The sequence below is a fragment of the Marinobacter denitrificans genome, assembly GCF_008795955.1.
Taxonomy (GTDB): domain Bacteria; phylum Pseudomonadota; class Gammaproteobacteria; order Pseudomonadales; family Oleiphilaceae; genus Marinobacter; species Marinobacter denitrificans.
This window is the reverse complement of record NZ_VMHN01000003.1, coordinates 76,286-99,708: the sequence shown is the minus strand read 5'-3', so window position 1 is coordinate 99,708 and position 23,423 is coordinate 76,286. Positions and strand designations below refer to the sequence as shown.

General features: G+C 58.4%; 22 protein-coding genes. 6 read left to right on the top strand and 16 right to left on the bottom strand.

All coding sequences use genetic code 11. The annotated features are described in order from the left end of the window. Window positions 1-122: 122 nt before the first annotated feature. Window positions 123-2,249: a methyl-accepting chemotaxis protein gene (locus FO268_RS12575; RefSeq protein ID WP_150993542.1), complete on the bottom strand. Its 2,127-nt coding sequence runs from the start codon at window positions 2,247-2,249 to the stop codon at window positions 123-125. 34 nt (window positions 2,250-2,283) lie between these two features. Between FO268_RS12575 and FO268_RS12570 the strand changes: the two genes are divergently transcribed. Further along, on the top strand, window positions 2,284-2,724 hold the full coding sequence (locus tag FO268_RS12570; protein ID WP_150993540.1) for a YqaA family protein: 441 nt from the start codon (window positions 2,284-2,286) through the stop codon (window positions 2,722-2,724). On the opposite strand, the gene FO268_RS12565 is transcribed toward FO268_RS12570, so the two are convergent. Then, the gene (locus tag FO268_RS12565) at window positions 2,667-4,109 is read right to left on the bottom strand and encodes an ABC1 kinase family protein (RefSeq protein ID WP_150993538.1); all 1,443 of its coding nucleotides are present in this window, start codon (window positions 4,107-4,109) and stop codon (window positions 2,667-2,669) included. The two genes, FO268_RS12570 and FO268_RS12565, sit on opposite strands and share 58 nt — an antisense overlap. Before the next feature lie 259 nt (window positions 4,110-4,368). Here FO268_RS12565 and FO268_RS12560 point away from each other — a divergent pair, with 259 nt between their 5' ends. Next, a complete protein-coding gene (locus tag FO268_RS12560) occupies window positions 4,369-5,451 on the top strand; it encodes a GGDEF domain-containing protein (RefSeq protein ID WP_150993536.1) in 1,083 nt (360 codons plus the stop codon). Here FO268_RS12560 and lipB read toward each other — a convergent pair. From lipB to FO268_RS12505, 11 genes are all read right to left on the bottom strand, one after another. Beyond that, a complete protein-coding gene (gene lipB / locus FO268_RS12555) occupies window positions 5,448-6,080 on the bottom strand; it encodes a lipoyl(octanoyl) transferase LipB (protein ID WP_150993534.1) in 633 nt (210 codons plus the stop codon). The two genes, FO268_RS12560 and lipB, sit on opposite strands and share 4 nt — an antisense overlap. A 4-nt stretch (window positions 6,081-6,084) precedes the next feature. Then, complete coding sequence (locus FO268_RS12550) at window positions 6,085-6,354, bottom strand: HP0495 family protein (protein ID WP_150993532.1); 270 nt, start codon at window positions 6,352-6,354, stop codon at window positions 6,085-6,087. A gap of 28 nt (window positions 6,355-6,382) precedes the next feature. Then, complete coding sequence (locus tag FO268_RS12545) at window positions 6,383-7,549, bottom strand: D-alanyl-D-alanine carboxypeptidase family protein (protein ID WP_150993529.1); 1,167 nt, start codon at window positions 7,547-7,549, stop codon at window positions 6,383-6,385. Window positions 7,550-7,580: 31 nt separating this feature from the next. Further along, window positions 7,581-8,453, bottom strand: coding sequence for a septal ring lytic transglycosylase RlpA family protein (locus FO268_RS12540; protein WP_404802923.1), 873 nt, complete (start codon window positions 8,451-8,453; stop codon window positions 7,581-7,583). Then, entirely contained in the window at window positions 8,450-9,478 is a 1,029-nt protein-coding gene (gene mltB / locus FO268_RS12535) for a lytic murein transglycosylase B (RefSeq protein WP_150993527.1), read from the bottom strand. Before mltB ends, FO268_RS12540 begins: the two co-directional genes overlap by 4 nt. A gap of 89 nt (window positions 9,479-9,567) precedes the next feature. Next, complete coding sequence (gene rodA / locus FO268_RS12530) at window positions 9,568-10,710, bottom strand: rod shape-determining protein RodA (protein ID WP_150993525.1); 1,143 nt, start codon at window positions 10,708-10,710, stop codon at window positions 9,568-9,570. Beyond that, entirely contained in the window at window positions 10,710-12,602 is a 1,893-nt protein-coding gene (gene mrdA, locus FO268_RS12525) for a penicillin-binding protein 2 (protein WP_150993523.1), read from the bottom strand. The genes rodA and mrdA overlap by 1 nt, the downstream gene beginning before the upstream one ends. Window positions 12,603-12,611: 9 nt before the next feature. Further along, window positions 12,612-13,082 (bottom strand): 23S rRNA (pseudouridine(1915)-N(3))-methyltransferase RlmH, encoded by a 471-nt coding sequence (gene rlmH / locus FO268_RS12520; RefSeq protein ID WP_150993521.1) that lies wholly within the window; start codon window positions 13,080-13,082, stop codon window positions 12,612-12,614. Window positions 13,083-13,084: 2 nt separating this feature from the next. Continuing rightward, window positions 13,085-13,435 (bottom strand): ribosome silencing factor, encoded by a 351-nt coding sequence (gene rsfS, locus FO268_RS12515; protein WP_150993519.1) that lies wholly within the window; start codon window positions 13,433-13,435, stop codon window positions 13,085-13,087. 86 nt (window positions 13,436-13,521) lie between these two features. Continuing rightward, window positions 13,522-14,154, bottom strand: coding sequence for a nicotinate-nucleotide adenylyltransferase (gene nadD, locus FO268_RS12510; RefSeq protein WP_150993517.1), 633 nt, complete (start codon window positions 14,152-14,154; stop codon window positions 13,522-13,524). Between the two features lie 6 nt (window positions 14,155-14,160). Then, window positions 14,161-15,399 (bottom strand): glutamate-5-semialdehyde dehydrogenase, encoded by a 1,239-nt coding sequence (locus FO268_RS12505; protein ID WP_404802925.1) that lies wholly within the window; start codon window positions 15,397-15,399, stop codon window positions 14,161-14,163. Window positions 15,400-15,597: 198 nt separating this feature from the next. Between FO268_RS12505 and FO268_RS12500 the strand changes: the two genes are divergently transcribed. The 3 genes from FO268_RS12500 to FO268_RS12490 are packed head-to-tail and all read left to right on the top strand — an operon-like array spanning window position 15,598 to window position 19,063. Next, window positions 15,598-16,617, top strand: coding sequence for a GGDEF domain-containing protein (locus tag FO268_RS12500; protein ID WP_150993513.1), 1,020 nt, complete (start codon window positions 15,598-15,600; stop codon window positions 16,615-16,617). After that, window positions 16,614-17,612 (top strand): GGDEF domain-containing protein, encoded by a 999-nt coding sequence (locus FO268_RS12495; protein WP_150993511.1) that lies wholly within the window; start codon window positions 16,614-16,616, stop codon window positions 17,610-17,612. Before FO268_RS12500 ends, FO268_RS12495 begins: the two co-directional genes overlap by 4 nt. Continuing rightward, window positions 17,609-19,063, top strand: coding sequence for a bifunctional DedA family/phosphatase PAP2 family protein (locus FO268_RS12490; RefSeq protein WP_150993509.1), 1,455 nt, complete (start codon window positions 17,609-17,611; stop codon window positions 19,061-19,063). Before FO268_RS12495 ends, FO268_RS12490 begins: the two co-directional genes overlap by 4 nt. Before the next feature lie 8 nt (window positions 19,064-19,071). On the opposite strand, the gene FO268_RS12485 is transcribed toward FO268_RS12490, so the two are convergent. Next, entirely contained in the window at window positions 19,072-19,650 is a 579-nt protein-coding gene (locus FO268_RS12485; RefSeq protein WP_150993507.1) for an LON peptidase substrate-binding domain-containing protein, read from the bottom strand. Window positions 19,651-19,704: 54 nt separating this feature from the next. After that, complete coding sequence (locus FO268_RS12480) at window positions 19,705-20,961, bottom strand: HDOD domain-containing protein (RefSeq protein ID WP_150993505.1); 1,257 nt, start codon at window positions 20,959-20,961, stop codon at window positions 19,705-19,707. A gap of 144 nt (window positions 20,962-21,105) precedes the next feature. On the opposite strand from FO268_RS12480, the gene ilvD reads away from it, so the two are divergent. Next, the gene (gene ilvD, locus FO268_RS12475; RefSeq protein WP_150993503.1) at window positions 21,106-22,941 is read left to right on the top strand and encodes a dihydroxy-acid dehydratase; all 1,836 of its coding nucleotides are present in this window, start codon (window positions 21,106-21,108) and stop codon (window positions 22,939-22,941) included. Between the two features lie 71 nt (window positions 22,942-23,012). On the opposite strand, the gene FO268_RS12470 is transcribed toward ilvD, so the two are convergent. Beyond that, on the bottom strand, window positions 23,013-23,423 hold the full coding sequence (locus FO268_RS12470; RefSeq protein WP_150993501.1) for a peptidoglycan-binding domain-containing protein: 411 nt from the start codon (window positions 23,421-23,423) through the stop codon (window positions 23,013-23,015).

The following is a 23,423-nucleotide window of genomic DNA, read 5'->3' as shown; positions in this document are numbered from 1 at the left end:
AACTCCTGGTCCGGAAAATAAGCGGGCCATCACAGCCTCGGATAAACCACATTATCATCGCACGTTTGCCCAAAAATAAAATTGATGGGCTGAATCGTGCCGATAGCAACAGACGATGCCGCTCAGGTTTTAAGTCGACCCAGCTCGGAATCCAGGACCTGGACCTGCTCATCCAGCGTGCGCCCGCTACCACTCACTCTTTGCGCCAGAGCTCGCAGATCATTGGCAGCATCACCTATGCGGGTGAGGTTCCGGTTGATTTCCTCACTTACGGAACTCTGCTCCTCCGCCGCGGTCGCCACGTGGGTAACGTGCTCTACGATGGTTGTAATGCGCTCTACCACCGAAGCCAGGGAATGGTCAGCCTCCCGGGTACCGTCAACCGCCTGTGTAGCGCGGTCGACTCCACTCTGGATAACAGTGACGGCGCCACTCACATCACTTTGCAGACCATCAATCATCTGACTGATCTCGTCGGTGGATTCACGGGTACGCGAGGCGAGGGTTCTTACCTCATCCGCCACAACTGCAAAACCGCGACCCTGCTCCCCTGCCCGGGCCGCCTCTATGGCCGCGTTCAGGGCCAACAGGTTGGTCTGCTCCGCAATCCCCCGGATAACCTCGAGAATCCGGTTTATGTCTTCACTGCGGGTGGCAACATGGCTGATGGCGGTGCTGGCCTCGTCCATATCACCCGCGAGTGCGCTGACACCCTCCAGGGCTGAGGTCAGCGTGTCCTGGGTAAAGCGCACGCCGTCCTGGGCCATTTGCGCATTTTCCGCCGCTTCCCCGGCAAATCCGGCCACCTCGCCAGCGGCCGCCGACATCTCGTTCATGGCCGCAACAACACTTTCGATATCCTGATGCTGGCGCTCGGTCTGCTCATCGGTTTCACCGGCAATCACACCCACATCAGCAGCCTGCTGTCTTACCTTACCGTTGACCTCTTTCAGGTCGTTGATCATCTCCCTAAGCCGGCCAAGGAACCGGTTAAATCCGCCGGCAAGTTCAATCAGCTCTGCATGGGTATCGATATCCAGCTCGTGAGTGAGATCCCCCTCGGCACTGGCCAGGTTCTTCATGCGATCACGGATCTCATTGAGCGGCCTGGTGACCGAACGCACAAGGAAAACCAGAACCAGAATGGCGATAATGGACACCAGTATGCCAACCATCGTCTGGCGCCCTGCAGTGGCTCCCACTTCACTGGCCAGCAGCCCGGTAATCTCGGCGACATCCGCCAGAGCGGTTTCCCGGGGCAGCTCGATCAGCAGTGACCACTCTGTGTCTGGCAGGGCAATCTCGATGGGATAGGACACCGCCAGCGTTTCCCCGTCATCGTAAGTGCCCTCTCCGCGATGTAAAACGGTGTATTCACCTGCCTGTTGTGGCAATGCTTCGGAGAGTGGTCGGCCCAGATGCTCCCCATAGTGGCTGGAGGCGGCGATCAGCCCCTTGTTACTGAGCAGGGTGACCCGGGACTCACCATCGTAGAGCTCACGACTGACGTTCTGGACGGTTTTCTGTAGCGTGGACAGGTTGATATCGACCCCCGTCACACCGGCAAACTCGCCATCCTTGAGAATAGGCATTACCAGGCTGGTCATCAGCTCGGAATAGCCCTCCTCGATCTCATATTCGTAAGGCTCCATAATGCAGGGCTTTCTGGCATCCCTGGAGCACAGGTACCATTCCGCCTCTCGGATCCCGAATTCATTGCGCGCCTCCAGGTACTTTACGGCAGGGTCTTCGGTGCGGCTGAACTTCACATCCCCTTCTGGCGTGCGATAGTAATAGATCTCCAGAGTGCCCCTATCACTGCTGTGATCTTCCACTCCACCGGTGAAATAACGGTCCTGGCCATCATAGGCATCGGGCTCGAACTGAGCGTAGATGGAGCTCAGACTGCGTTGCTCCTCCAGTATCGCGCCGATGGTTTCCTGAAGGTCGATACGGCTGATGCGCCCGGAGCTGTCGGCCTGGATGTTCCGGCTGACCACGTTGCGAACCACTTCCGGCGTCCGGTAGGCTGTGGCGAACATGCCGCTGACCAGCTCGCCGTATTTGCCAGCCGTTGCACTCAGACGCTCGACGGCCATACCTTGAACAGTTTCACGGGTTTCAGAGGTGATTCTCTGCTCCATTTGCCCCAGGGAGAGTTGTGCTGTTACAACGATGCTGATTCCCATAATCAGCAGCAGGGTAATCACAAGGGCATAGAGTTTGAATCGAAGTGACAGCTTTTTCATTGGTACAACAACCTGTTTTGATGAGGAGTCACCATTGGCCTATTTAACCCTGTTCCTGACGGCCCTGGCCGCCGCCACCCTGCTGCCGGCGTACTCGGAAATACTGCTCGGCGGTATGGTTTCACAAGGGTATTCGCTCTGGTGGATCTGGTTCTGGGCCACAGCGGGCAATACCGCAGGCTCGGTGATTAATGGGGTTATCGGCAGGCAAGTGGATCGCTTTAAGCACAAACGCTGGTTTCCGATGACAGAAAGCCAGCTTGAAAAAGCACGCAAGCAGTTCAACCGCTACGGGCAATGGTCACTGCTTATGGGCTGGTTACCGATCGGTGGCGACGCACTTACCCTGGTGGGCGGCATCATGCGCGTACCCTGGCTCAACTTTGTGGTGCTGGTGGGTATTGGCAAGGGGCTCCGCTATGCCTTGGTGATATGGCTTGTACTGGAGGCGTCGGGTGTTCCCGGGTCGCCATAAAGATACTCCCGCAGCAAGTCCTCACCATTAAACTCGGCGTTGAGCACCGCTATGAAGGTGTAGACGCCTATCAGCTTGCGATTGAGGAAAACGAATTCTTTGGGCGGAACCTTGAAGTAACGGTTGATGGCGGATCTTGCGGCCTGGCGTGCCACCCGCGAGGGCAAGTCGCTCTGTTTCCAGCGGTACTGGCCCTTGTCGTTTACCGCGTAATCCGGCCAACTGCTCTGGTCCCGCGACAGGGGCTCAAGTACCGACATGCAGACCGAGCCGAACTTTTCCAATACGTCCGCGGGCCACTCCCGGCTCATGAAGCGGAGCTTTACACCACCATCAATCACCGCATCCAGGTCACCCTCGTAGGATGCCCTGATCATCTGGATAACCGGGTCAAGAAACTTCGCCGAATACGACTGAACCGCGCCAAAATCCAGCAATACGATCTGGTCATGCTCACTGTCGGCCCCATTCTCACCAGCAATGCGAATGCGATAGTTGCCGAAATTGGGGTCCGTCTGAATTTCCCCCCAGACGAACAGCTCTCTGAAAAACAGTTCCAGGGCAGCCCGGCCAAGCTCGCTGCGACGCTCCAGGGGCAACTCCCTGACGGCAACCGAACTGACGGAATGACCTTGTTCATAGGTAGACGCAATCACATGGGCAGTACAAAATTCTTCCAGCACGCGGGGCACCACGAAACGGGGGTCGTCCAGTAACATCTGCCGGAACTTCTCGGTGGTGCGGGCCTCAAGGCGGTAGTCCACCTCCCGATGCATCATGTCCCGCACTTCTTCCAGCCAGTCATCAAACTCGGGTCCGAATGACACCAGGCGCGCAACCTTCAGCAGTTGAGCAACCGAGTTCAGATCGCTGTCAACGGCTTCGTCAACGCCCGGGTACTGAACTTTCAGCACCAGTTCAAGGCCGTCACTACGCCGGCGAGCGCGATGAACCTGGCCCAGCGACGCGGCGCCGATCGGGTCCGGGTCCACTTCCAGTTCCGCCAGTCGCTCAGCACCCAACTCATCCTTCAGCACACGTTCGATCGAGGCCCACTCGAGCCAGGTGGTCTGATCCTCCAGGGTATGCAGCGCTTCTGTCACCTCCTCTGGCAGGAAGTGTTCGCCATACAGCGCCATCACCTGGCCGATCTTGACCACACTGCCCTTGAGCTTGCCAAGTTCGTCCACCAGAAATTCAGCCTGGCTGGACAGCATGGCGCGATGCCTGGCGTCGCGCTTGTCCTTGCTGCCGAACCAGTTGGTAGCCATATGGGACGCCATGCGTGTACCGGCAAACAACCCGGCCCTTGTGAGGGTAAGCCGGCGCTCGAAGCTTCCGGTCTTTATACGTGCAACAGAGGTGTTCTTTGGTCTGGATGCCATCAAAAACCTGCTCGGTTCAGTAAGTGTCGGCGTTAACAGCCTTTGAGATCATTATACGGATACCTCGTCGCTCAAACCTAACCGACGTGCCACCGACATCACGACAGTGAAGCCAATGCAAATACCCTTGCTGCTGTTTACTCATGAGATACGCCAGCGGTTTACGTTTTTACACAGATACCGCGTCTAAAGGCGTTTAGTATGAGCGCACGGGCTACAGGTATACCGCTGACGAACAAAACGACAACAGAACTTCAAAATGACACAGGCCACCAGCAGAACATCAGACACCAAGCTGTCGCAATTCCGGGTAAAAGGCGAAATCCCCGTCCCCCTGCTGATCGGACGCCTGACACTTGCGGCGGTGCCGATTCTTTTATTGTTTGCCTGGCGCTCTCTCGATCGCGGCCTGACAGGTTCCGCCACCGTTCTGATCATTTTCGCCGCCCTGCTCAGTCTCAATGGCATTATCTATCTTGCAAGCCACAACTGCACCCTTCAACGCCGTGGATTTATTACGGTTATTACAGTGTTGTTTACCTACCTGGCTGTGAATGCGGTTGAGGATGGTTCTGCCATCATCTGGTTGTTTGCTTATCCGCCGATTATCTTTTACATCAGCGAGGCAAGAGTGGGCGTCATTGCCTGCGCCGGTGGTCTCGCAGCGGTAACCCTTCTGTTCAGCCCGCTGGGAGATATGGCGTTCAATTCCCCGTACAGCACCAGCTTTCGCCTGACCATGCTGGCAGTGCTGGTTTTCGAAATGTCGACCTGCTACGTGCTGGATCAGAGCCGGCGTCGCAGCAAGCTGGGATTGCTGAAACTGGCAGCGGAATTCGAGTACGCCGCCAAGCACGATGCCCTGACCGGGCTGGCTAACCGGCGCGAAGCCCATGAGCAGTTGGAGGCTGAATACCAGCGTTACCTTCGCAACGGACGACCGTTTTCAGTCATGTTGATGGACATCGATCTGTTCAAGTCAGTGAATGACAATTATGGCCACCACGTGGGTGACCAAACCATCATCATGGTAGCCCATACGCTACAGGAACAAAGCAGGAAGGTGGATACCCTCTCGCGCTGGGGTGGCGAGGAATATCTGGCACTTTTGCCGGAAACAGATACGGCTGATGCCATCCAGACAGCCCATAGAATACGCCAGAAGATTGCCTCCACCCCGGTAAACGCCGATGGCCATAGCATCAACGCCACCATCAGTATTGGCGTGGCGAGCATTCAGGGCTCGGAATCTATTGACCGCCTCCTGCAACGGGCCGATGAAGCCCTATATCGCGCAAAAACTCTGGGCCGCAATCAGGTGTGTGATTTCAGGGGGCACTAGGAAATTCGTCGGATGCTGCCTTGGGCCACGTTTGCTGCAAGCTCGCCAGACAGAATGCTGGCAACGTCACTGATCTCCACACCCGGTACGAAATCGCTGACCTGGCACATTGCCAGGCCGGCGTAGCCGCAAGGATTAATGCGACGAAACGGCTCCATATCCATGGACACATTCAGCGCCAGGCCATGGAAGGAACAGCCCCGCTTCACTCGCAGCCCCAGGGAGGCTATCTTGGCCTCGTCAACGTAGACACCAGGCGCATCAGGCCGTGGTGATGCAGTAATCCCGAACTCCGCAAGGGTCCGGACGATGGACTGCTCGATCACATCCACCAGTGAACGGACGCCCAGCTTGTGCCTGGCCAGGTCGATCATCAGGTAAACCACCAGTTGCCCGGGGCCGTGATAAGTCACCTGACCGCCACGATCAACCTTGATGACCGGAATGTCTCCGGGCGCGAGAATATGCTCGGGCTTCCCCGCCTGCCCCTGCGTGTATACCCGCGGATGTTCCAGCAGCCAGATCTCGTCGGGCGTTGTAGCATCACGGTCGGCGGTAAAGGATTTCATCGCCTCCCAGGTTTCAAGGTAGGGCTGCTCTCCCAGTGTACGGACAATCAGCTCGTCCATCTGGTCACAGCACCATGTGGACCCGGCCACTGGCCTTCAGCTCTTCAAACAGGGCTTTAAGTTGTGGCTCACCTGTGGCGAGAATGGTCAGATTGACCGACGAGAACCGCCCCCCGCTGCTCTCCCTGACAAATACGTCTTTTTCGGAAAGCCCTGGTGCGTGCTGCTCAACCACCTCCACCACGAACTCCACAAAGTCCGGGGCGGAATCCCCGATGACTTTGATCACATAGTCACAGGGGAATTCGATTTTGGGTGCCTTTGGTTCATTCATCGCGGATTACTCCCGGGCGCACCGGCCCTTACTCAAACAACTGCATGAAGAATAGCTTGATAGCGTCCCAGATGCGCTTGAAGAAGCCACCTTCGGGCACATCACTGAGGGCAAGTACCGGCTGGTCAACCACCACTTCGTCGTTCAGTTTCACCGTCACCCGCCCAAGCTCGTCCCCTTTGGACACAGGCGCCCTGATCACAGAATCCATTTCGACGGTGGACTCCAGGGAATCACGTGCCCCCCTGGGGATCGTTACGTGAACATCCTCCATGAGCCCTACTGAGAGACTGTCGCTCTCGCCACCCCAGACCTGCGCTTCCAACAGCTCCTGGCCATTACGGAACAGACGCTCTGTCTGGTAATAGCGGAAGCCATAGTTGAGCATTTTCTGGACTTCCTGGGCTCGGGCGGCCGTGCTGGGAGTGCCCATTACCACGGCAATCATGCGGGTATCGTTGCGCTTGGCTGACGCCACCAGGCAGTAGCCCGCCTCTTCTGTGTGGCCGGTTTTCAGGCCGTCGACACTGTCATCACGCCACAACAGACTGTTGCGGTTGGGCTGACGGATATTATTGAAGGTGAAATGTTTCTGCGCGTACAACGGATAGTTTTCGGGGTAATCATTAATGATCGCCTTCGCCAGCAGGGCCAGATCATAGGCAGTCGAAAAATGGTCCGGTGCCGGTAAGCCGGTGGCATTGGCGAAACTGGATTCGTTCATACCCAGTATCTGCGCCTGCTGATTCATGATATCAACGAACGCGCTTTCACTGCCGGCGACGAACTCCGCCAGAGCGACGGACGCGTCGTTACCCGACTGGATAATGACACCCTTCAGAAGATCCTCAACGGACACCTGGGTACCTTCCTGCACGAAGGTACGGGAACCTTCGGTCCGCCAGGCGTTGACACTGACAGGCACCATGTCGGCCATGGCAATCCGCCCCTCGTCCAGCTCCCGCTCAACGATATAGGCCGTCATCATCTTGGTAAGGCTCGCCGGAGGCAGACGTTCGTGGCTGTTTTCCTCCATGATGATCCGCCCGGACAGCGGATCCATCAGTATATAGGAGCTCGCGCCGATCTGAGGCGGTGAAGGAATCAGCACAGACTGTGCCGCAGCCGGCATTGCCGTCAACAGGGCCAATATGAGAACTGCGGTACAGGCGCGGAATACGTTATTTATTGCCATGGGTCCATTCAATATCTAGTGGGTGACTGGTTCAGTGAGTATCGGTCAGCAATATTGACTGACCGAATCCTTGGTTTTCAAGCCGGCTCTGGGCTTGCAGGGCTTCGTCTTCATCGCTGAAGGGCCCGGCCTGTACGCGGTGAAAAAGGCCTGAAGCCGTTTTCACCTCCCGCACTCTCATCGGGTCGCTGACAGCCTCACGGGCGCGCTTGAGCAGTACCTCCGCTGGACTGCGCTGGCTGAATGAGCCCAACTGGACGAACAGTGCCTTACTGTCGCCACCAGAATCCGCCAGGCGCTCTGCCGGAACCGGAGCCTCTCGGTCAGGAAACGGTTTTCCCGCCAGGGTCATGGAGCCATCCCGGTTAACAGTGATGGCTGCGACTTCGACTCGCGCCGTACCCTTGCCCTGATACCCAAGCTTCTTGGCCGCAGCGTAGGAAAGATCAATCAGTCTATCACCATGGAATGGCCCGCGATCATTTACCCTCACAATCACAGAACGGCCATTATCAAGGTTGGTAACGCGGGCATACCCCGGAATCCTGAGGCTCTTGTGAGCCGCGGTCATTTCATACATGTCAAAAACCTCCCCATTGGAGGTTTTATGGCCATGGAATTTCTCGCCATACCAACTGGCCGTGCCGCGCTGGACATAACCGTCATTACTCTGGCGGACAGAATATTCCTTGCCCCATACGTTATACGGAGACTTGTTACCGGCCCCACGAGGCTCCTCAAAACGGGGTGTTGCGTCCTGCAGACCGGAGGCATCAAAATTGCCGTCCGGGGCCCTGTCCTGAGACAGCGTGTATCGGGAAGAATGATCCGGTGCGGGGGATGAAGCACATCCCGCCAGAACCAGGGCTCCTGCGACAACCAAGAAAAAATAGCGTGTAATCACGAGTTATTACTCACCCCGTTTTGTTTTTCTGGCAGCCTCGCCTGTTCGCGCAGCGCCTCGGCCAGTTGAAATACAGCCATGGCATAGAGATGACTGTGATTGTAGCGGGTTATCACATAAAAGTTATGGTATGTCAGCCATAACTCAGCTCCATCCGCGCCGGCGAGACGGATTGCCCGGGCTTTGGCGTCGCCCGCCACATCGGCGCCGGGCTTCAGGCCGGCCTGCCGGTAATCATTGACTGTCAGGTCCGGCTTGAGTTCCCTGGTCAGCAACGTCGAACCTTCCGGGAGGCTGTCCTGCACCTTCTCGGCGACTGGCTCACCCTCTTTCCAGTGATGGGCCCGGAAGTAATTGGCTACACTGCCGATAGCGTCCACCGGATTATCCAGTATGTCGACCACGCCATCGCCGTCAAAGTCGATGGCGTAATGCCTGTAGCTGCTGGAGATGAACTGGCCGTACCCCATTGCTCCCGCGTAGGAACCGGTCAGTTCTTCCGGGTCAAAACCCTGCTCGCGGGTCATTAGCAGGTATTGCGCAAGTTCGCTGCGAAAGAAGCGGCTCCGCGGGGGGTAATCGAATGCCAGAGTGGCAAGTGCATCGAGCACCCTGTGCTTACCCTTGTATGTGCCATACCAGGTTTCCACACCGATAATGGCGGCAATGACAGAGGCCGGCACCCCGTACTCGTCTTCAGCCCGCTCGAATGCTTCCCCGTATTGCCTTAAAAACTCAACACCCTGATCAATCCTTTCCTTGCGGATAAAAATCTTGCGGTATTGGTGCCATTCCAGCGTTTTTTCCGCCGGCCGGCTGATGGCCTCCAGTATCGAATCCTTGCGCTCGGCGGAGGCAAGTAACGCTTCCACCCGACTGGCCGGAAAGCCGTAACGCTCTGCCATCTCGCGAATGAAGGTCTGTCCTTCGGGTGTCTTGTCGTACTGGGCCGAGGCCAGAGCCGGGGAGAGCAAGAGAGCAACGGCGACCAGTCCGTTACGGGCACGGTTTATGACTGCGTTCATGAAACTCCCTGCGAGAATGAGGCTGCCAAGATTACCATGACCACCTGTGAAGCAACCATTACCCGGCGTCCATGCTGACATGTGCAACATCACGCACTGATCATACGCCGGTGAGTCTGGATAGACATCAGCACCCCGAAGGCCGCCATAAGCGTAACACTGGACGTTCCACCATAGCTGACAAGAGGTAACGGAACCCCGACCACCGGGAGCAGCCCGCTGACCATCCCCACATTGACAAACACGTAGATGAAAAATGTCATGGTCAATGCCCCTGCCAGCAGGCGGCTGAAAGAGTCCTGGGCAGTCGCGGCAATATAGAGGCAGCGCAGGATAATCAGCAGGTATAGGACAAGCAGGGCCAGCATGCCGACAAAACCGAACTCTTCCGCCAGCACTGCCACAATGAAGTCGGTATGGCTTTCGGGCAGAAACTCGAGGTGGGACTGGGTGCCCTGCAGCCAACCCTTGCCATCCATGCCACCGGACCCGATCGCGGTTTTCGACTGAATGATATTCCAGCCCGCGCCCAGGGGATCGCTTTGAGGGTCCAGCAGGGTCAGCACTCTCTGTTTCTGGTACTCACGCATCACAAAGAACCACATCAGTGGCGCCGCCACAGAAACCATGGCAAAAAAAGCCCCGATCAAACGCCAGCTGATACCTGCAAAAAACACGACAAAGATGCCAGCAGCCCCCACCAGCAAAGAGGTGCCAAGGTCCGGCTGCAGAATGATCATAGCCATGGGCACCAGGGCGATCACAAGCGCCACGGCTACGTGGCGAAGGCGCGGCGGCAGGTAATGGCGCGACAGATACCAGGCTGCCATCATTGGCACCACCAGTTTCATCAATTCCGAGGGTTGAAAACGCGGCAACCCCGGTATTGCCAGCCAACGTTGGGCCCCTTTGGCACCCACGCCCACCAGTAATACCGCAGCCAGCCCGGCCAGGCCCACGGCAAAGAGCCAGGGTGCCCAGCGTCTGAAAACAGAAGGATCAAGCTGCGCGAACACCAGCATGACCACAAGTGCCACCCCCATACGGACACCCTGGGCTTTGACCACCGCCATATTCTGGTCTGCCCCGCTGTAGAGCACCACCAGCCCACCGGTGATAAGAGCCAGCAAAAGCAACATCAGCACCGGGTCAATGTGCAAGAAAGACCAGATCCCCCTGGGGCCCAACAATGGATGCCGCGAGGACTGGTTGAGCATGCTTCCGGCCGCCATCAGTGAGATTCCCCCTCGGATGCACCCATAATCAGTGCCTCTCCTTCCTTGGGAAAGCCCAGTAGCCAGGCATCAAACATTGCCCGCGCCACAGGTGCTGCGGTACCACTGCCACTGCCGCCGTTCTCCACGATCACGGAGACAGCAATCTGAGGGTCGTCCACCGGCGCAAAACCAACAAACAGGGCGTGATCCCGCAAGCGCTCCCGGATCTCCTCCTCGTCGTACTCTTCGTCTTCTGCCAGGCTGAATACCTGGGCCGTGCCGGTTTTGCCAGCCATCCGATACGGCGCGCCCTTCGCTGCACCACGAGCCGTACCTTTGCTGCCGTGCATGACTTCAGCCATGGTCTCCACGACATACTCCCAGTCATCGGGATTCTTAAGCCCGATCGACTGATGACTACCGGGCGGCAGCACTTCATCAACCGATCGGTCGCCCTTGATACCTTTCAGCAGCCGCGGCTCGGACCAGTTGCCACGGTTTGCGAGTACGGAAGTGGCAGTCGCCAGCTGAAGCGGCGTTGCCAGCATGTACCCCTGGCCAATTCCGAGATTTACCGAGTCTCCCGGATACCACGGTTCACTATGAACCGCCCGCTTCCAGTCTCTGGAAGGCAGCAGGCCACTCAGGGCACCGGCAACATCCAGGGTGGCATCTTCACCGAACCCGAAGTCGGAAAGGTACTTGTGCATGGTGTCAACGCCCATGGTGACCGCCGCTTCATAGAAGTAAATATCGCAGGACTCCGCTACCGCTGACTTCAGGTCGACCCAGCCGTGACCACCCCGCTTCCAGTCGCGCCAGGGACGCCCGCCAGGCCTCAGGCGGAAGTAACCGGGGTCCCATATGGTCTTGTCCCGGGTTACGGCATTGCTGTCCAGGGCGGCGATGGCAAGCATGGGTTTGAGCGTAGAACCCGGTGGGTATTGCCCGCGCAGGGCCCGGTTAAACAGTGGTTTATCGACACTATTGCTCAGCTCGCGATAGGTATCGACACCGATACCGGTTACAAAGAGGTTGGCGTCGAAACCGGGGACACTCGCAAGGGCGAGGATTCCCCCGGTCGCCGGCTCAATTGCAATAATGGCGCCCCGCCGGCCGTCCAGCAGTTCGTGTGCCAGTTGCTGTAGGCGTAAATCCATGTGTAGCCGGATATCCTCGCCAGGCACGGGATTCTCGCGCTCGAGCACCCGTAAGGTCCGGCCCCGCGCATTGGTTTCCACATGCTGGTAGCCGACGCGTCCGTGCAGAAGCTTTTCGTAGAATCGCTCCACACCCGACTTGCCGATATAGTTGGTACCCGCGTAATTAACCGGATCAATTTGCTGCAGTTCCTCCCGGTTAATGCGCCCCACATAACCAAGGGCATGAGCTGTCAGCTCGCTGTGGGGATAGTAACGCACCAGCTCCGCAGATACCTCGACACCCGGCAACTCATGCCGATGAACCGCCAGGCGGGCAATTTCCTGCTCGTTGAGATCATAACGCAGAGGCAGTTCCTGAAAGGGTCGGCGGGGCTCAAGCAGCCGCCGGTGAAAACGCTCCATATCCTCTTCAGAGATGCTGAGCATACCCTGCAGCTTGGCAAGGGTCTGCTCCATGTCGCCAACCCGTTCGGGCACCAGGGTTACGCTGAAAACCGGCCGGTTTTCCGCCAGCAGCACATCGTTGCGGTCATAGACCAGCCCCCGGGGTGGAGCTACGGACTGCACCTGGACACGATTCTTGTCGGAAAGCGTGGTGTATATGTCGTGCTCAACCACCTGCAACTGATACATCCTGGCAATCAGCAGGCTCAGCATCACAAACACCAGCAGCAACATCACTATGGTACGCCGCTGGAAAAGGCGCCGCTCCGCTGCAATGTCTTTGAATTCTCCCCAGGGCATATAAGTTTCCTAGGCCCGGTGGTATGGGTGATTGCGGGTGACAGACCAGGCCCGGTAAAGTTGCTCGGCAAGCAGAATACGCACCAGCGGATGGGGCAGCGTCAGGGACGACAGGGACCACAACTGGTCAGCTCTGGCGCGACAGGCATCGGCGAGGCCATCGGGACCGCCTACAAGGAAGCTCACATCCCTGCCGTCCTGCTGCCAGTTTTCAAGCTGACTGGCCAGTTTCTCGGTGGACCAGGCGCGGCCACCCACCTCCAGTGCAATGACACGGTCGCGGGGGGCAACGGCGGAAAGAATCGAATCTGATTCCCGCTGCATCAATCGGGGGATATCCGGATTTTTGCCACGGTGAGCCATCGGAACCTCAACCAGCTCAATGGGCATTTCCGGCGGCATGCGGCGGGCATACTCGTTATAACCCTGACTGACCCACTCGGGCATTTTCTGCCCTACACAGACCAGGCGTAACCGCATTGCTATTCGCTACCTGCAACACCCAGATCCGGGGCATCGCGCCAGAGACGCTCAAGATCATAGAATTCGCGGGTAGCCGGCATCATGACATGGACCACCACATCACCAAGATCAACCAGAATCCAGTCGCTGGCGTTGGCACCTTCCACGTTGTTGGCTCTGACGCCCTGGTCCCTCGCTTCCGACAGCACCGAATCCGCGAGGGATTTCACGTGTCGGTTGGAGGTTCCGGAAGCCAGCACCATATAATCGGTCACGCTGGTTCTTCCCCTGACATCAATAATGCTCACGTCTTGCGCCTTGACGTCCTCAAGCGCACCCACGACCAGTTCTTTCAGTTGCTCTGCCTGCATAATCACCCTGTTGGCGGGCAGCGGCGAAGGCGGCCACCCGAAAAGTCTATTCAGACGGGATTGTAGCACTAAAAGTTCCCGGCAGGTCACACACCGTAGAGTCCCTGGTGACGAATTTCCTGCCACACACTGTCAGGCAGCAGATACCTGGGTGACCGACCGGAAAGAATCCGGTCGCGGATCCCGGTTGCGGAGATATCCAGCAGGGGCGGATCGAGTTCCAGAATGTGGCCGCAGGGGGCCTGATAGAGGGCCTCCACCTCGCCAACGCAGCGCTCCTCAAGCAGGCGCGCCGGCACACTCCCCGGCGTCAGTCCGGGCCCCGGCCTCCGCACCACCACAATGTGCGCCAGCTCGGGAATGCGCTGCCATTCCTGCCAACGATCAAAGCCGGCGAAGGAATCCGTGCCCAGCACCATTGCTATTGGCTGGTCCGGGCCCAGTTCGGCACGGACTTGACGCAGAGTCTCCGCGGTATAGGACGCTCCCTCACGGCCCAGCTCCCTGGCGTCCAGGGTCAGCCCGGGCTCATCGGCGATGGCCAGCTCAAGTAGCGCAACCCGCTGCTCGCTGGTTGCCCCGGGAACGTCCCGGTGCGGAGGCACGTGGCACGGCATGAGTGACACTTCAGGCACGCCCAGCCGCTCCCGAAGCTCTACCGCCAGGCGCAAGTGGCCATGATGAATGGGATCGAAGGTACCGCCGTAAATGACATGCATGCAGAATCAGGTCCGGATATGGCCGTCGCCGAACACCACGTACTTCTGAGATGTCAGGCCTTCAAGGCCGACAGGGCCCCGGGCGTGGATTTTGTCCGTCGAGATACCGATTTCCGCACCCAGGCCATATTCAAATCCGTCCGCGAACCGTGTGGAGGCGTTCACCATGACGGAGGCAGAGTCCACCTCAGTCAGGAACCGGCGCGCCCGGGTGTAATTCTCGGTAATGATGCTGTCAGTATGTTGCGAGCTGTAGCGATTGATATGTGCGATAGCACCATCCAGACCGTCGACCACCTTTATCGCAAGAATCGGAGCCAGATACTCTGTCGCCCAGTCTTCCTCGGTGGCAGCGACCACCCCGGTCAATATCTGCACTGTGCGCTCACAACCACGGAGCTCCACCTCTTTCTCGCGGAACGCGGCCGCCAGCAATGGCAGGATGTCATCGGCGATTTCCTGATCCACCAGCAGGGTTTCCATGGTGTTGCAGGTACCGTACCGCTGGGTCTTGGAGTTGACCGCCACCGCCAGGGCTTTCTCAGGATCGGCATGGCTGTCGATATACACGTGGCAGATGCCGTCCAGATGCTTGATCACGGGGACCCGGGCATCGCGGCTGATTCGCTCGATCAGGCCCTTACCGCCCCGGGGCACAATCACATCGACAAACCGGGGCATTGTGATCAGTTCCCCCACTGCAGCCCGGTCGGTGGTTTTGATAACCTGGACGGCATTTCCGGGAAGACCCGCATCGGCCAGCCCCCTGGCCAGACATTGCGCAATAGCCTGGTTGGAGTGAATTGCCTCTGAGCCGCCTCTCAGTATGGTCGCATTACCGGACTTGAGGCACAGGCTGGCAGCCTCTACAGTCACGTTGGGCCGCGACTCGTAAATAATGCCGATAACCCCGAGAGGCACTCGCATACGCCCCACCTGGATGCCCGAGGGACGATAGGTCATGTCGGTAATTTCGCCGATCGGGTCCGGCAGGGCTGCCACCTGGCGAAGCCCCTCGATCATTGCATCAATGCGTGCCGGCGTCAGCTCCAGCCGGTCCAGCATGGCGTCATCAAGACCATTGTTGCGACCCTTTTCCAGGTCCTGTGCGTTTGCCGCGGCCAGTTCACTTCTCGAAGCGTCCAGAGCTTCCGCAGTGGCCACCAGTGCCTGATTGCGAACCGCTGTCGTGGACCGCGCTACCGCGACGGCGGCTTTCCGCGCCTGCTGTCCCACCTCAGCCATGTAAGCTGCAATATCCATCCGATTACCTTTAGATTTTAAAACCGTTTGTGCGAATCAGTGCCTAACTTTACCTTTCCCGTTTCAAGTACGCATCCCAAGCGATTATTATACCGCCCAGACTGACGTTAATACGCGGGTTATTGAACAGTACCTGCTGTATGCTTTGAATACACGGACGCCCGGGAGAGGACGGATACCATGGCCCAGATGGCCGAAAAATTCCTGCTAAGCCGATTGTCGAGAACAGGATTCCTGATCCTGCTCGCCATTGCTTTATTCGCGGTGATTCAGCGAGAGCCACTGACAGCCATCACGGCAATCGTCGGCGCTGGCCTGATTTTCACCAGCAGTGCTTTCCACCCCGGACGTTTCCGGCAGCCCTGGCCGGCGATTCATCGCTTGCTGTTCGGGGCCCTGGCATTACTTCTGGTCACCAGCCTGTGGACCGGTCCCTGGAGCCTGACCCACTGGCTCTATGTGGCACCATTGATCGGGTTTGCCCTGCTGCCGGTTTTATGGGGAGCCTGCATCACTGTTCTGATTGCGTTTATGGCGATCTTCGCCACGCACTGGGCCGGGGGAATTCCGGAACGCCACCAGATGATCAGTGCTCTGCTACTGACCATCATGCTGTCCGGTTTACTGGTATTTCTCCGGGAGTACAAGTCACGGCAGCTGGCGCCTCTGCGCCGCACCGACGAACTGACCCAGGCGGCCAGCCGGGAATACCTCTCTGCCGACCTGCACAAGGAAATCCAGCGCAGCGAACGGGAAGGCATCGACATGTCGGTGATCATGATCGGCCTGGACACCCACCTCAGCGACAGTAACGCTGACGCGGACATTCGCTCCATATTGCCACGAATTGGCCGCTACCTGCACTCGCAACTGCGGGATTTCGACACATACTACCGTGTGGCTGACCTGCAGTTCCTGATCATCCTGCCTGGCATCGCAACCACAGAGGCAGCGACACTGGCAGAGACCATCCGCAGAGGTCTGAGCACTCTGCTTGCCTCCCACCAGCTGGATCTTACCGTCAGCGCCGGTATTGCGGGGCTGAATATCGGCGATGATGCCGATAGTCTGCAGCAGTCCGCGGCCAATGCCCTGCGCAGGGCCCAACAGCAGGGCGGCAACCGGGCCCAGTCCTACAGCACCTGGTCCCACACCGCCCCACCGGCAAGCACCGAAGGTACCGGAGGGCCTGCATCATGACCGAGACCCGCCTCAGAAGCTTCACTCACCTGGCCGGTTACCTGTTTGCCAGTCTTTTCATCGCCAGTCTGGCTTTCCAGAATCTTCGCTATGGGTTTTACGAACTGTTCTTTCTCGCTTCCGGCATGGCGCTGCTGACCATCGCCGGGGCCGGCTATACGTTCCTGTGCCGCCGCCATCAGCTCTCGGCGCCCGGGCACCTGATCTTCCTGACTGCGCTCAACAGCGGCCTGGTAGCAGCAATGTACGCGCTGGACCCGCCCGGGATCAGTCACTGGGTGATGCCCCTGATGCTTCTGAACCTGCTGGTCCTGCCATTACGTCAGGGAATCATTCTCTCGCTGCTGTTACTGGTTGCGCTGGCGGTGTTCCTGCTGCTAACCCAGTCGCTTACCCATACCGTCACCATCAGCTCGGGCGTGTTTGCGCTGATATCGGTGGCAGCTCTGTATATCTGGCACTACGACCACATGGCACAGTCCGCCGAAGACCTGGCTATCACGGACCCGGTGACCGGTGCCCATAACGCACGCTTCCTGGATGAAACCCTGCAGAAGGAAATCAGCCGAGCAATCGAAATGTCGCACTCGCTGTCTGTCGTTTCCCTCACCATTGATTACGCCGATGAAGCCGAGGATCTCCACGGCAAGGCCGGCATGCAGCGGCTGCTCAGGGATCTCACACAGCACCTGTTCGGAGTCATTCGTGCCGGCGACACCCTCTACACCCTTGAGGACGGCGAATTCTTCCTGATACTGCCCTTCACCCCGGAGGAGGGCGTCAGGGTCATCGCAGAACGCATTCGACGGACTATTTCAGAACAGACCTGGCCCCTGGCAGGCAAGGTCACTGTCAGCCTGGGTTGCACCACCCGCGCCAGCACAGATACCCGCACTACCGATCTGCGGAAACGGGTGCGGCAGGCGCTGGAGGAAGCCAGGAAACGGGGAGCCGACTCGGTCTGGTATAGCCAGGGAGAAGTTCGCCAGCCATGAGTTCGGAGTGGCTGCAGGCATTGACCGCATGGCTCAGCGCCAACCCGGGCTGGCTCTCAGGTGCCCTTTTTGCCACCGCTTTTCTTGAGTCGCTGGCTCTGGCCGGCATACTGATCCCGGGTGTGGCCATCATTTTTGCCGTGGCGGCACTTGCGGGCCAGGTAGCCCTGCCCCTTCTGGAGGTACTTTTCTGGGCGGGCACGGGCGCCATTGCCGGCGACAGCATAAGCTTTGCCCTGGGCAGACTGTTCCAGGGCCGCCTTGAACGGCTCTGGCCACTAAACCATTTTCCGGGCTTTATCGCCAAGGGTGAGGTTTTCTTCCACCTTCATGGGGGTAAGAGCGTGATTATCGGGCGCTTTGTTGGCCCGATACGCCCCATTATTCCGTTAATTGCCGGCGCCTTTCTGATGCCCTGGCGGCGATTTCTGGCGTTTAACCTCTCCTCCGCCATCGCCTGGTCCCCCACCTATGTTCTGCCGGGCTACCTGGTCGGCAGCGCGCTGGCCAGCGATTTTGAACCACCGGCGCATTTTTACCCGGTCATCGGCATCAGCGCCGCAATTCTGCTGGTGATTTACCTGCTGCTTATCCGTTTCCAGCTCGGCCTTGGCCACAGCAGCCCGCTTTACCATTGGCTTGCCGGTCTCATGGCCCGCTATCACACCACGCACCGCTTCTGGCGGCTTTACACCAGCCAGCGGCCAGCCCAGGCCGGCGAATTTCCGCTTCCCTCTCTGTCCATGGCACTGGGGGCCGGGGCGCTGTTCATGATACTGGGGCAACTGGCAACGGCAACGCGGCTGTTCGAGCCTTTTAACACCCTGACCCTGGAATGGCTGGCACAGCTGAGAAATCCCCTGCTGGACCCGGTGATGGTGATGGTGACGCTGTTGGCAGATCCCCCCATAATGCTGGCGGCTGCGGTACTGGCCGCCATGGCGCTGGGTGTGCGGGGGTTCTACGCGGCAACGCTGCATATTCTCGGTGCCGCCTTGCTGGCAACCGTGCTGGTTTGGGCGTTCAAATATTTTACGGCGATCCCGCGGCCACACATTGTGATGGGCCCGCCCGCGTCCGGTGCCTTTCCGAGTGGACACACCACCGGTATTACCGTTTTTTCGTCCCTGGCCGCCAGCTTTATCGCCCGTGAAAGCCGGCATCGCTGGCGCTGGCGCTATTATCTCCTGTTCAGCATCCCCATCGTTCTGGTTGCGCTGAGCCGCATTTACCTCGGGGTCCACTGGTTTACAGATGTTGTCGGGGGGATTCTTCTGGGACTGTTTGTTGCGGGGCTGACAAGAGCCAGCTATAGCCGCTATGACAACATTCCGCTGACAACAGACACTTCGTTACTGGCGGCGGGTGTCGCCTGGGTGCTTTACATTATCTGGTATACCGCTGAACACTGGCCAAAAGCCACCCTGCTCTATGGACCAGCGGCAGGCTGAGCACGCCGTCACTTCTGTTCCAGCGCTTCCAACAGGCCCAGCAGCCGCTCCAGCCGCTCCATCGGATCCTGCAGTTCTACCAGACGCTGTTTTTCCTGTTTGTCCAGAGGGAGCAGTTCCGTCAACCGCCAGCCGACATCACGGGCGTCGTTGTAGTCCACGCTCATACCCAGCTCGCGGATGACCGGATGGCGAAACAGCGCCCTAAGCACGGAAGGCAACTCGGTAAAACGCTCCGGAATCGGCCACTCCTCTTCCGCCAGCAGACACTCGACATCCCCGACGTTCAGGCCGTCCGGCTGCTGCCAGGTACGCACCACTGTCACCTTGTCCTGACCTTCGACCGTAATACCCAGCAGGCCATTATCCATCTGCTGAAAATCAATAATGCGCACATAGGTGCCAATATCATAGAAAGCAGCCGCCGTGCCGGTTTCCAGCCCTTCCCTGAGCAACACGACGACGAAGCCCCGGTCTTCCTTCAGGCAACGGGTCAGCATGTCTATATATCTTGGCTCGAACAGCTGGAGCGGGATCCTTCCCCCCGGCAGTACGACAGAGTTCAATGGAAAAAGAGGTACGTTCATTGTTGTATTGTCACTAGTAGAGAGCGCCAGAAGACTGACTACCCTGTCAAATCCTCAGTGTATTGAAAGCAGGCGATGGACTTCGTCCACCCTTGCACGGGCTTCCGTCAGCAGTTGCAGGCTGCGGGAAGCATTGAGCTCCAGCTCGCCCAGCCTGCGATAGGCAGGCACCTCATCAAACGGAGGCAGGTTACCATTCTGGCTGGAACCAATCATGGCATGCAACTGGGCCACAATCACAATATCCACCAGTTGGGGGGCCGATTCCCTGCTTTCGTGGGCCCAGTCCTCCGCATGGCGGACGGCTTCCAGAAAGCTTGCAGGGAACGACCAACTTTCCAGAATTGCGGTGCCTACGTCCCCCCTGAGCTCACCAATGGCGTGCTCAAGATTGGCCTGATCTGCAAAAAGATTGACATGATGTTCGGCCTGGACGAGCACTGGCACTACCCCGATATCATGCAGCAAACCGGCGAGCAGAGCCTCTTCCGGGTTGATAGAAGTGGCGCTGTCGGCAAGCACCCAACACAGTGCCGCAACCTCGCGGGAGTGGCGCCAGAGCTTGTCCATCTCTTTCTGCAGCGATGCCTGCCTGGTCTTGAACACTTCCCGCAAGGAAAATACCGTGACCAACTGGCGGGTGGTGCGCATACCCAGCCTGACGACAGCTTCACGAACGTTGCGGACATCGCTGAAGCCCCGGTACAGCGGGCTGTTGCAGGCGCGAACCAACTTGGCTGCCATCGAGGGGTCGGCGGAAATGGCGCTGGCCACCTGGTCTGCGGTGGAATCCTCGCGGTCCACGGTTCTGCGAACTTTCCAGGCCACGTCCGGAACGCTGGGGAGGCTGAGCTGGTTGGAGCGCAACTCAGCATAAAACTCCATCAGCAGGTGGTGCTCCTCACTGCCGTCATCGTCATCGCCGTCCCCGGAATCCATTTCCACCTGTGGCACCGGTGCCGAGCGCAGCAGCTGGTTCAGGATATCCTGCTGGATCACCAGAAACTCACTGGCTTTGGTGGCGGTCACGTCGTACATTCGCGGCTGTAACCTGGCGATAGGGTTGACGGCTTTGTCGCTATCCGCATCTATGGTGGACTTACGCCCGTCAATGGACTCCAGCTCCACGCTCCCTGCGACCAGGAAGAAATCCAGGCCATCACGAACGCCCCGCTCCACCACCCGCTGACCCGGGCCGTGGGTTCTGCGCTCTGCCCGGCTTGCCAGCAACACCAACTGGTCGTCCGTCAGCCGGTTCAATGGCTGAAACTGTTTGAGACGACGCAGTGGCAGGCTTTCCTGCCCAGCCATAGGACTACTCCTTGATCAATTGCCCTTTTACTCTGTTACACATTGTAAGCGCGGATTGCCAAAACAACCATGCGATCAAGAAGTAATCTGGTATCCTTTTGCCTTCCGTTTTTGACCAAGCTGCAGAAGAGAGACCAGAAAACCATGCCCCAGTACCGTTCGCGGACATCCACCGCAGGCCGCAATATGGCTGGCGCACGCGCTCTTTGGCGCGCCACCGGCATGAAGGATGACGACTTCGGCAAACCAATTATTGCCGTTGCCAACTCCTTTACCCAGTTCGTTCCCGGCCATGTCCATCTCAAGGATCTGGGCCAGCTCGTATGCCGTGAAATCGAGCAGGCCGGCGGCGTTGCCAAAGAGTTCAACACCATCGCCGTGGATGACGGCATCGCCATGGGTCACGATGGTATGTTGTATTCCCTGCCGTCGCGGGAAATCATTGCCGATTCTGTGGAATACATGGTTAACGCGCACTGTGCAGATGCACTGGTGTGTATCTCGAACTGCGACAAGATCACCCCGGGCATGCTGATGGCTGCGATGCGCCTGAACATCCCCACCATCTTCGTCTCCGGCGGCCCCATGGAAGCGGGCAAAACCAAGCTGTCAGAGCATAAGCTTGATCTGGTGGACGCCATGGTTATTGCCGCTGATCCGAACGCGGACGACGAAACCGTTGCCGAGTATGAGCGCAGTGCCTGCCCCACCTGTGGGTCCTGTTCAGGCATGTTTACCGCCAATTCAATGAACTGCCTGACAGAAGCCATCGGCCTGGCCCTGCCGGGGAATGGCTCGCTGCTTGCCACCCATTCCGACCGTGAGCAGTTGTTTCTCAAGGCGGGCAGACAGATTGTAGAGAATGCCCGGCGCTATTACGAAGAAGACGATGCCAGTGTGCTACCACTGAGCATCGCCTCCACCGAGGCATTTGAAAACGCCATGGTTATGGACGTTGCTATGGGCGGCTCCACCAACACCATTCTGCACCTGCTGGCGGCGGCGCAGGAAGGCGGTGTTCCGTTCACCCTCAACGACATTGATCAGCTTTCCCGCAGGGTTCCGCAACTGTGCAAAGTTGCACCCAACTCGCCGAAATACCACATGGAAGACGTACACCGCGCCGGCGGCATCATGGGCATCCTCGGCGAACTGGAACGGGGCGGCCTGATCAACACGGACCTTCCAACAGTGCACAGCAAAACCATGCGCGAGGCCCTGAAAACCTGGGACATCATGCAGGAACCGACACCGGAAGTGGTGGAATTCTACAAGGCAGGCCCTGCCGGTATTCCCACCCAGACTGCCTTCAGCCAGAGCACCCGCTGGCCCTCCCTGGACGGCGACCGTGAAGCCGGTTGCATCCGCTCCGTCGAGCACGCCTACTCCTCCGAAGGCGGCCTGGCGGTTCTCTTTGGCAACATCGCCCGGGATGGCTGCGTGGTCAAAACTGCCGGCGTGGATGAGAGCATCTACGTGTTCGAAGGCAAGGCAAGGGTCTTTGAAAGCCAGGATACGGCGGTTACCGGCATTCTCAACGACGAAGTCAAACCGGGTGAAGTGGTCATTATTCGCTACGAAGGCCCACGTGGCGGGCCAGGCATGCAGGAAATGCTCTATCCCACCAGTTACCTGAAATCCAAAGGCCTGGGCAAGGAATGCGCCCTGTTGACGGATGGCCGGTTCTCCGGCGGCACCTCCGGCCTCTCCATCGGCCATGCTTCTCCGGAAGCTGCTGCAGGTGGCGCCATTGGTCTGATCGAAAATGGCGACCTGATCCGCATCGATATCCCCAACCGTTCCATCAACGTGGAGATCGATCAGAACGAGCTGGATCGGCGCCGTGAAGAGCGAGACCAAAAGGGCTGGAAACCGGAACTGGCAAGGCCTCGCAAGGTTTCAGCAGCACTGAAAGCCTATGCGCTGCTGGCGACCAGCGCCGACAAGGGCGCGGTCAGGGACCTGGAAAAACTGGACTGAACGCATCGGGCCCGGGGTACAGAGTACCACCGGGCCCGACGGTTTATTGAAGTCCGACTTCGATGAACCTGCTAGAAGAACCAGCCACCATCATCGTCTTCTTCGATATCATCTTCTTCGGCCTGAACGTCCGGTGACTCTTCAGGCTCGGGCGCAGCGCTGGACGATGCAGCGGCATTTTGCGAAGAGCCGGCGGAGCCAGAGGACGCAACCTGCACGGACACCATTCCCAGGGCCTCCTTTGTGGCCTTGTCCAGTTCACCCGACGCAGTCAGCCCCTGCTCCCGCTGGAATGCGGTGAGCGCAGAGCGTGTTGCCTCATCCATTTGCGGGCTGACATTGGTGATCTCATAGCCAGCACCGTAGAGCGCATTCTTCAGCGCGACAGTGTCGTTTGCCAGCGCGTGGGGGGCTGCGAACGTCATCGCTCCGAGCACAATGGCCGCCGCCAGCCGGCTTCGTTTTGCTGATCTGCTGATCAT

Coding starts and splice junctions, on each gene's coding strand:
- FO268_RS12575 (WP_150993542.1), bottom strand. CDS start 2,249: ATGAAAAAGCTGTCACTTCGATTCAAACTCTATGCCCTTGTGATTACC.
- FO268_RS12565 (WP_150993538.1), bottom strand. CDS start 4,109: ATGGCATCCAGACCAAAGAACACCTCTGTTGCACGTATAAAGACCGGA.
- FO268_RS12560 (WP_150993536.1), top strand. CDS start 4,369: ATGACACAGGCCACCAGCAGAACATCAGACACCAAGCTGTCGCAATTC.
- lipB (WP_150993534.1), bottom strand. CDS start 6,080: ATGGACGAGCTGATTGTCCGTACACTGGGAGAGCAGCCCTACCTTGAA.
- FO268_RS12550 (WP_150993532.1), bottom strand. CDS start 6,354: ATGAATGAACCAAAGGCACCCAAAATCGAATTCCCCTGTGACTATGTG.
- FO268_RS12545 (WP_150993529.1), bottom strand. CDS start 7,549: ATGGCAATAAATAACGTATTCCGCGCCTGTACCGCAGTTCTCATATTG.
- mltB (WP_150993527.1), bottom strand. CDS start 9,478: ATGAACGCAGTCATAAACCGTGCCCGTAACGGACTGGTCGCCGTTGCT.
- rodA (WP_150993525.1), bottom strand. CDS start 10,710: ATGGCGGCCGGAAGCATGCTCAACCAGTCCTCGCGGCATCCATTGTTG.
- mrdA (WP_150993523.1), bottom strand. CDS start 12,602: ATGCCCTGGGGAGAATTCAAAGACATTGCAGCGGAGCGGCGCCTTTTC.
- rlmH (WP_150993521.1), bottom strand. CDS start 13,082: ATGCGGTTACGCCTGGTCTGTGTAGGGCAGAAAATGCCCGAGTGGGTC.
- rsfS (WP_150993519.1), bottom strand. CDS start 13,435: ATGCAGGCAGAGCAACTGAAAGAACTGGTCGTGGGTGCGCTTGAGGAC.
- nadD (WP_150993517.1), bottom strand. CDS start 14,154: ATGCATGTCATTTACGGCGGTACCTTCGATCCCATTCATCATGGCCAC.
- FO268_RS12505 (WP_404802925.1), bottom strand. CDS start 15,399: ATGGCTGAGGTGGGACAGCAGGCGCGGAAAGCCGCCGTCGCGGTAGCG.
- FO268_RS12500 (WP_150993513.1), top strand. CDS start 15,598: ATGGCCCAGATGGCCGAAAAATTCCTGCTAAGCCGATTGTCGAGAACA.
- FO268_RS12495 (WP_150993511.1), top strand. CDS start 16,614: ATGACCGAGACCCGCCTCAGAAGCTTCACTCACCTGGCCGGTTACCTG.
- FO268_RS12490 (WP_150993509.1), top strand. CDS start 17,609: ATGAGTTCGGAGTGGCTGCAGGCATTGACCGCATGGCTCAGCGCCAAC.
- FO268_RS12485 (WP_150993507.1), bottom strand. CDS start 19,650: ATGAACGTACCTCTTTTTCCATTGAACTCTGTCGTACTGCCGGGGGGA.
- FO268_RS12480 (WP_150993505.1), bottom strand. CDS start 20,961: ATGGCTGGGCAGGAAAGCCTGCCACTGCGTCGTCTCAAACAGTTTCAG.
- ilvD (WP_150993503.1), top strand. CDS start 21,106: ATGCCCCAGTACCGTTCGCGGACATCCACCGCAGGCCGCAATATGGCT.
- FO268_RS12470 (WP_150993501.1), bottom strand. CDS start 23,423: ATGATCAGCAGATCAGCAAAACGAAGCCGGCTGGCGGCGGCCATTGTG.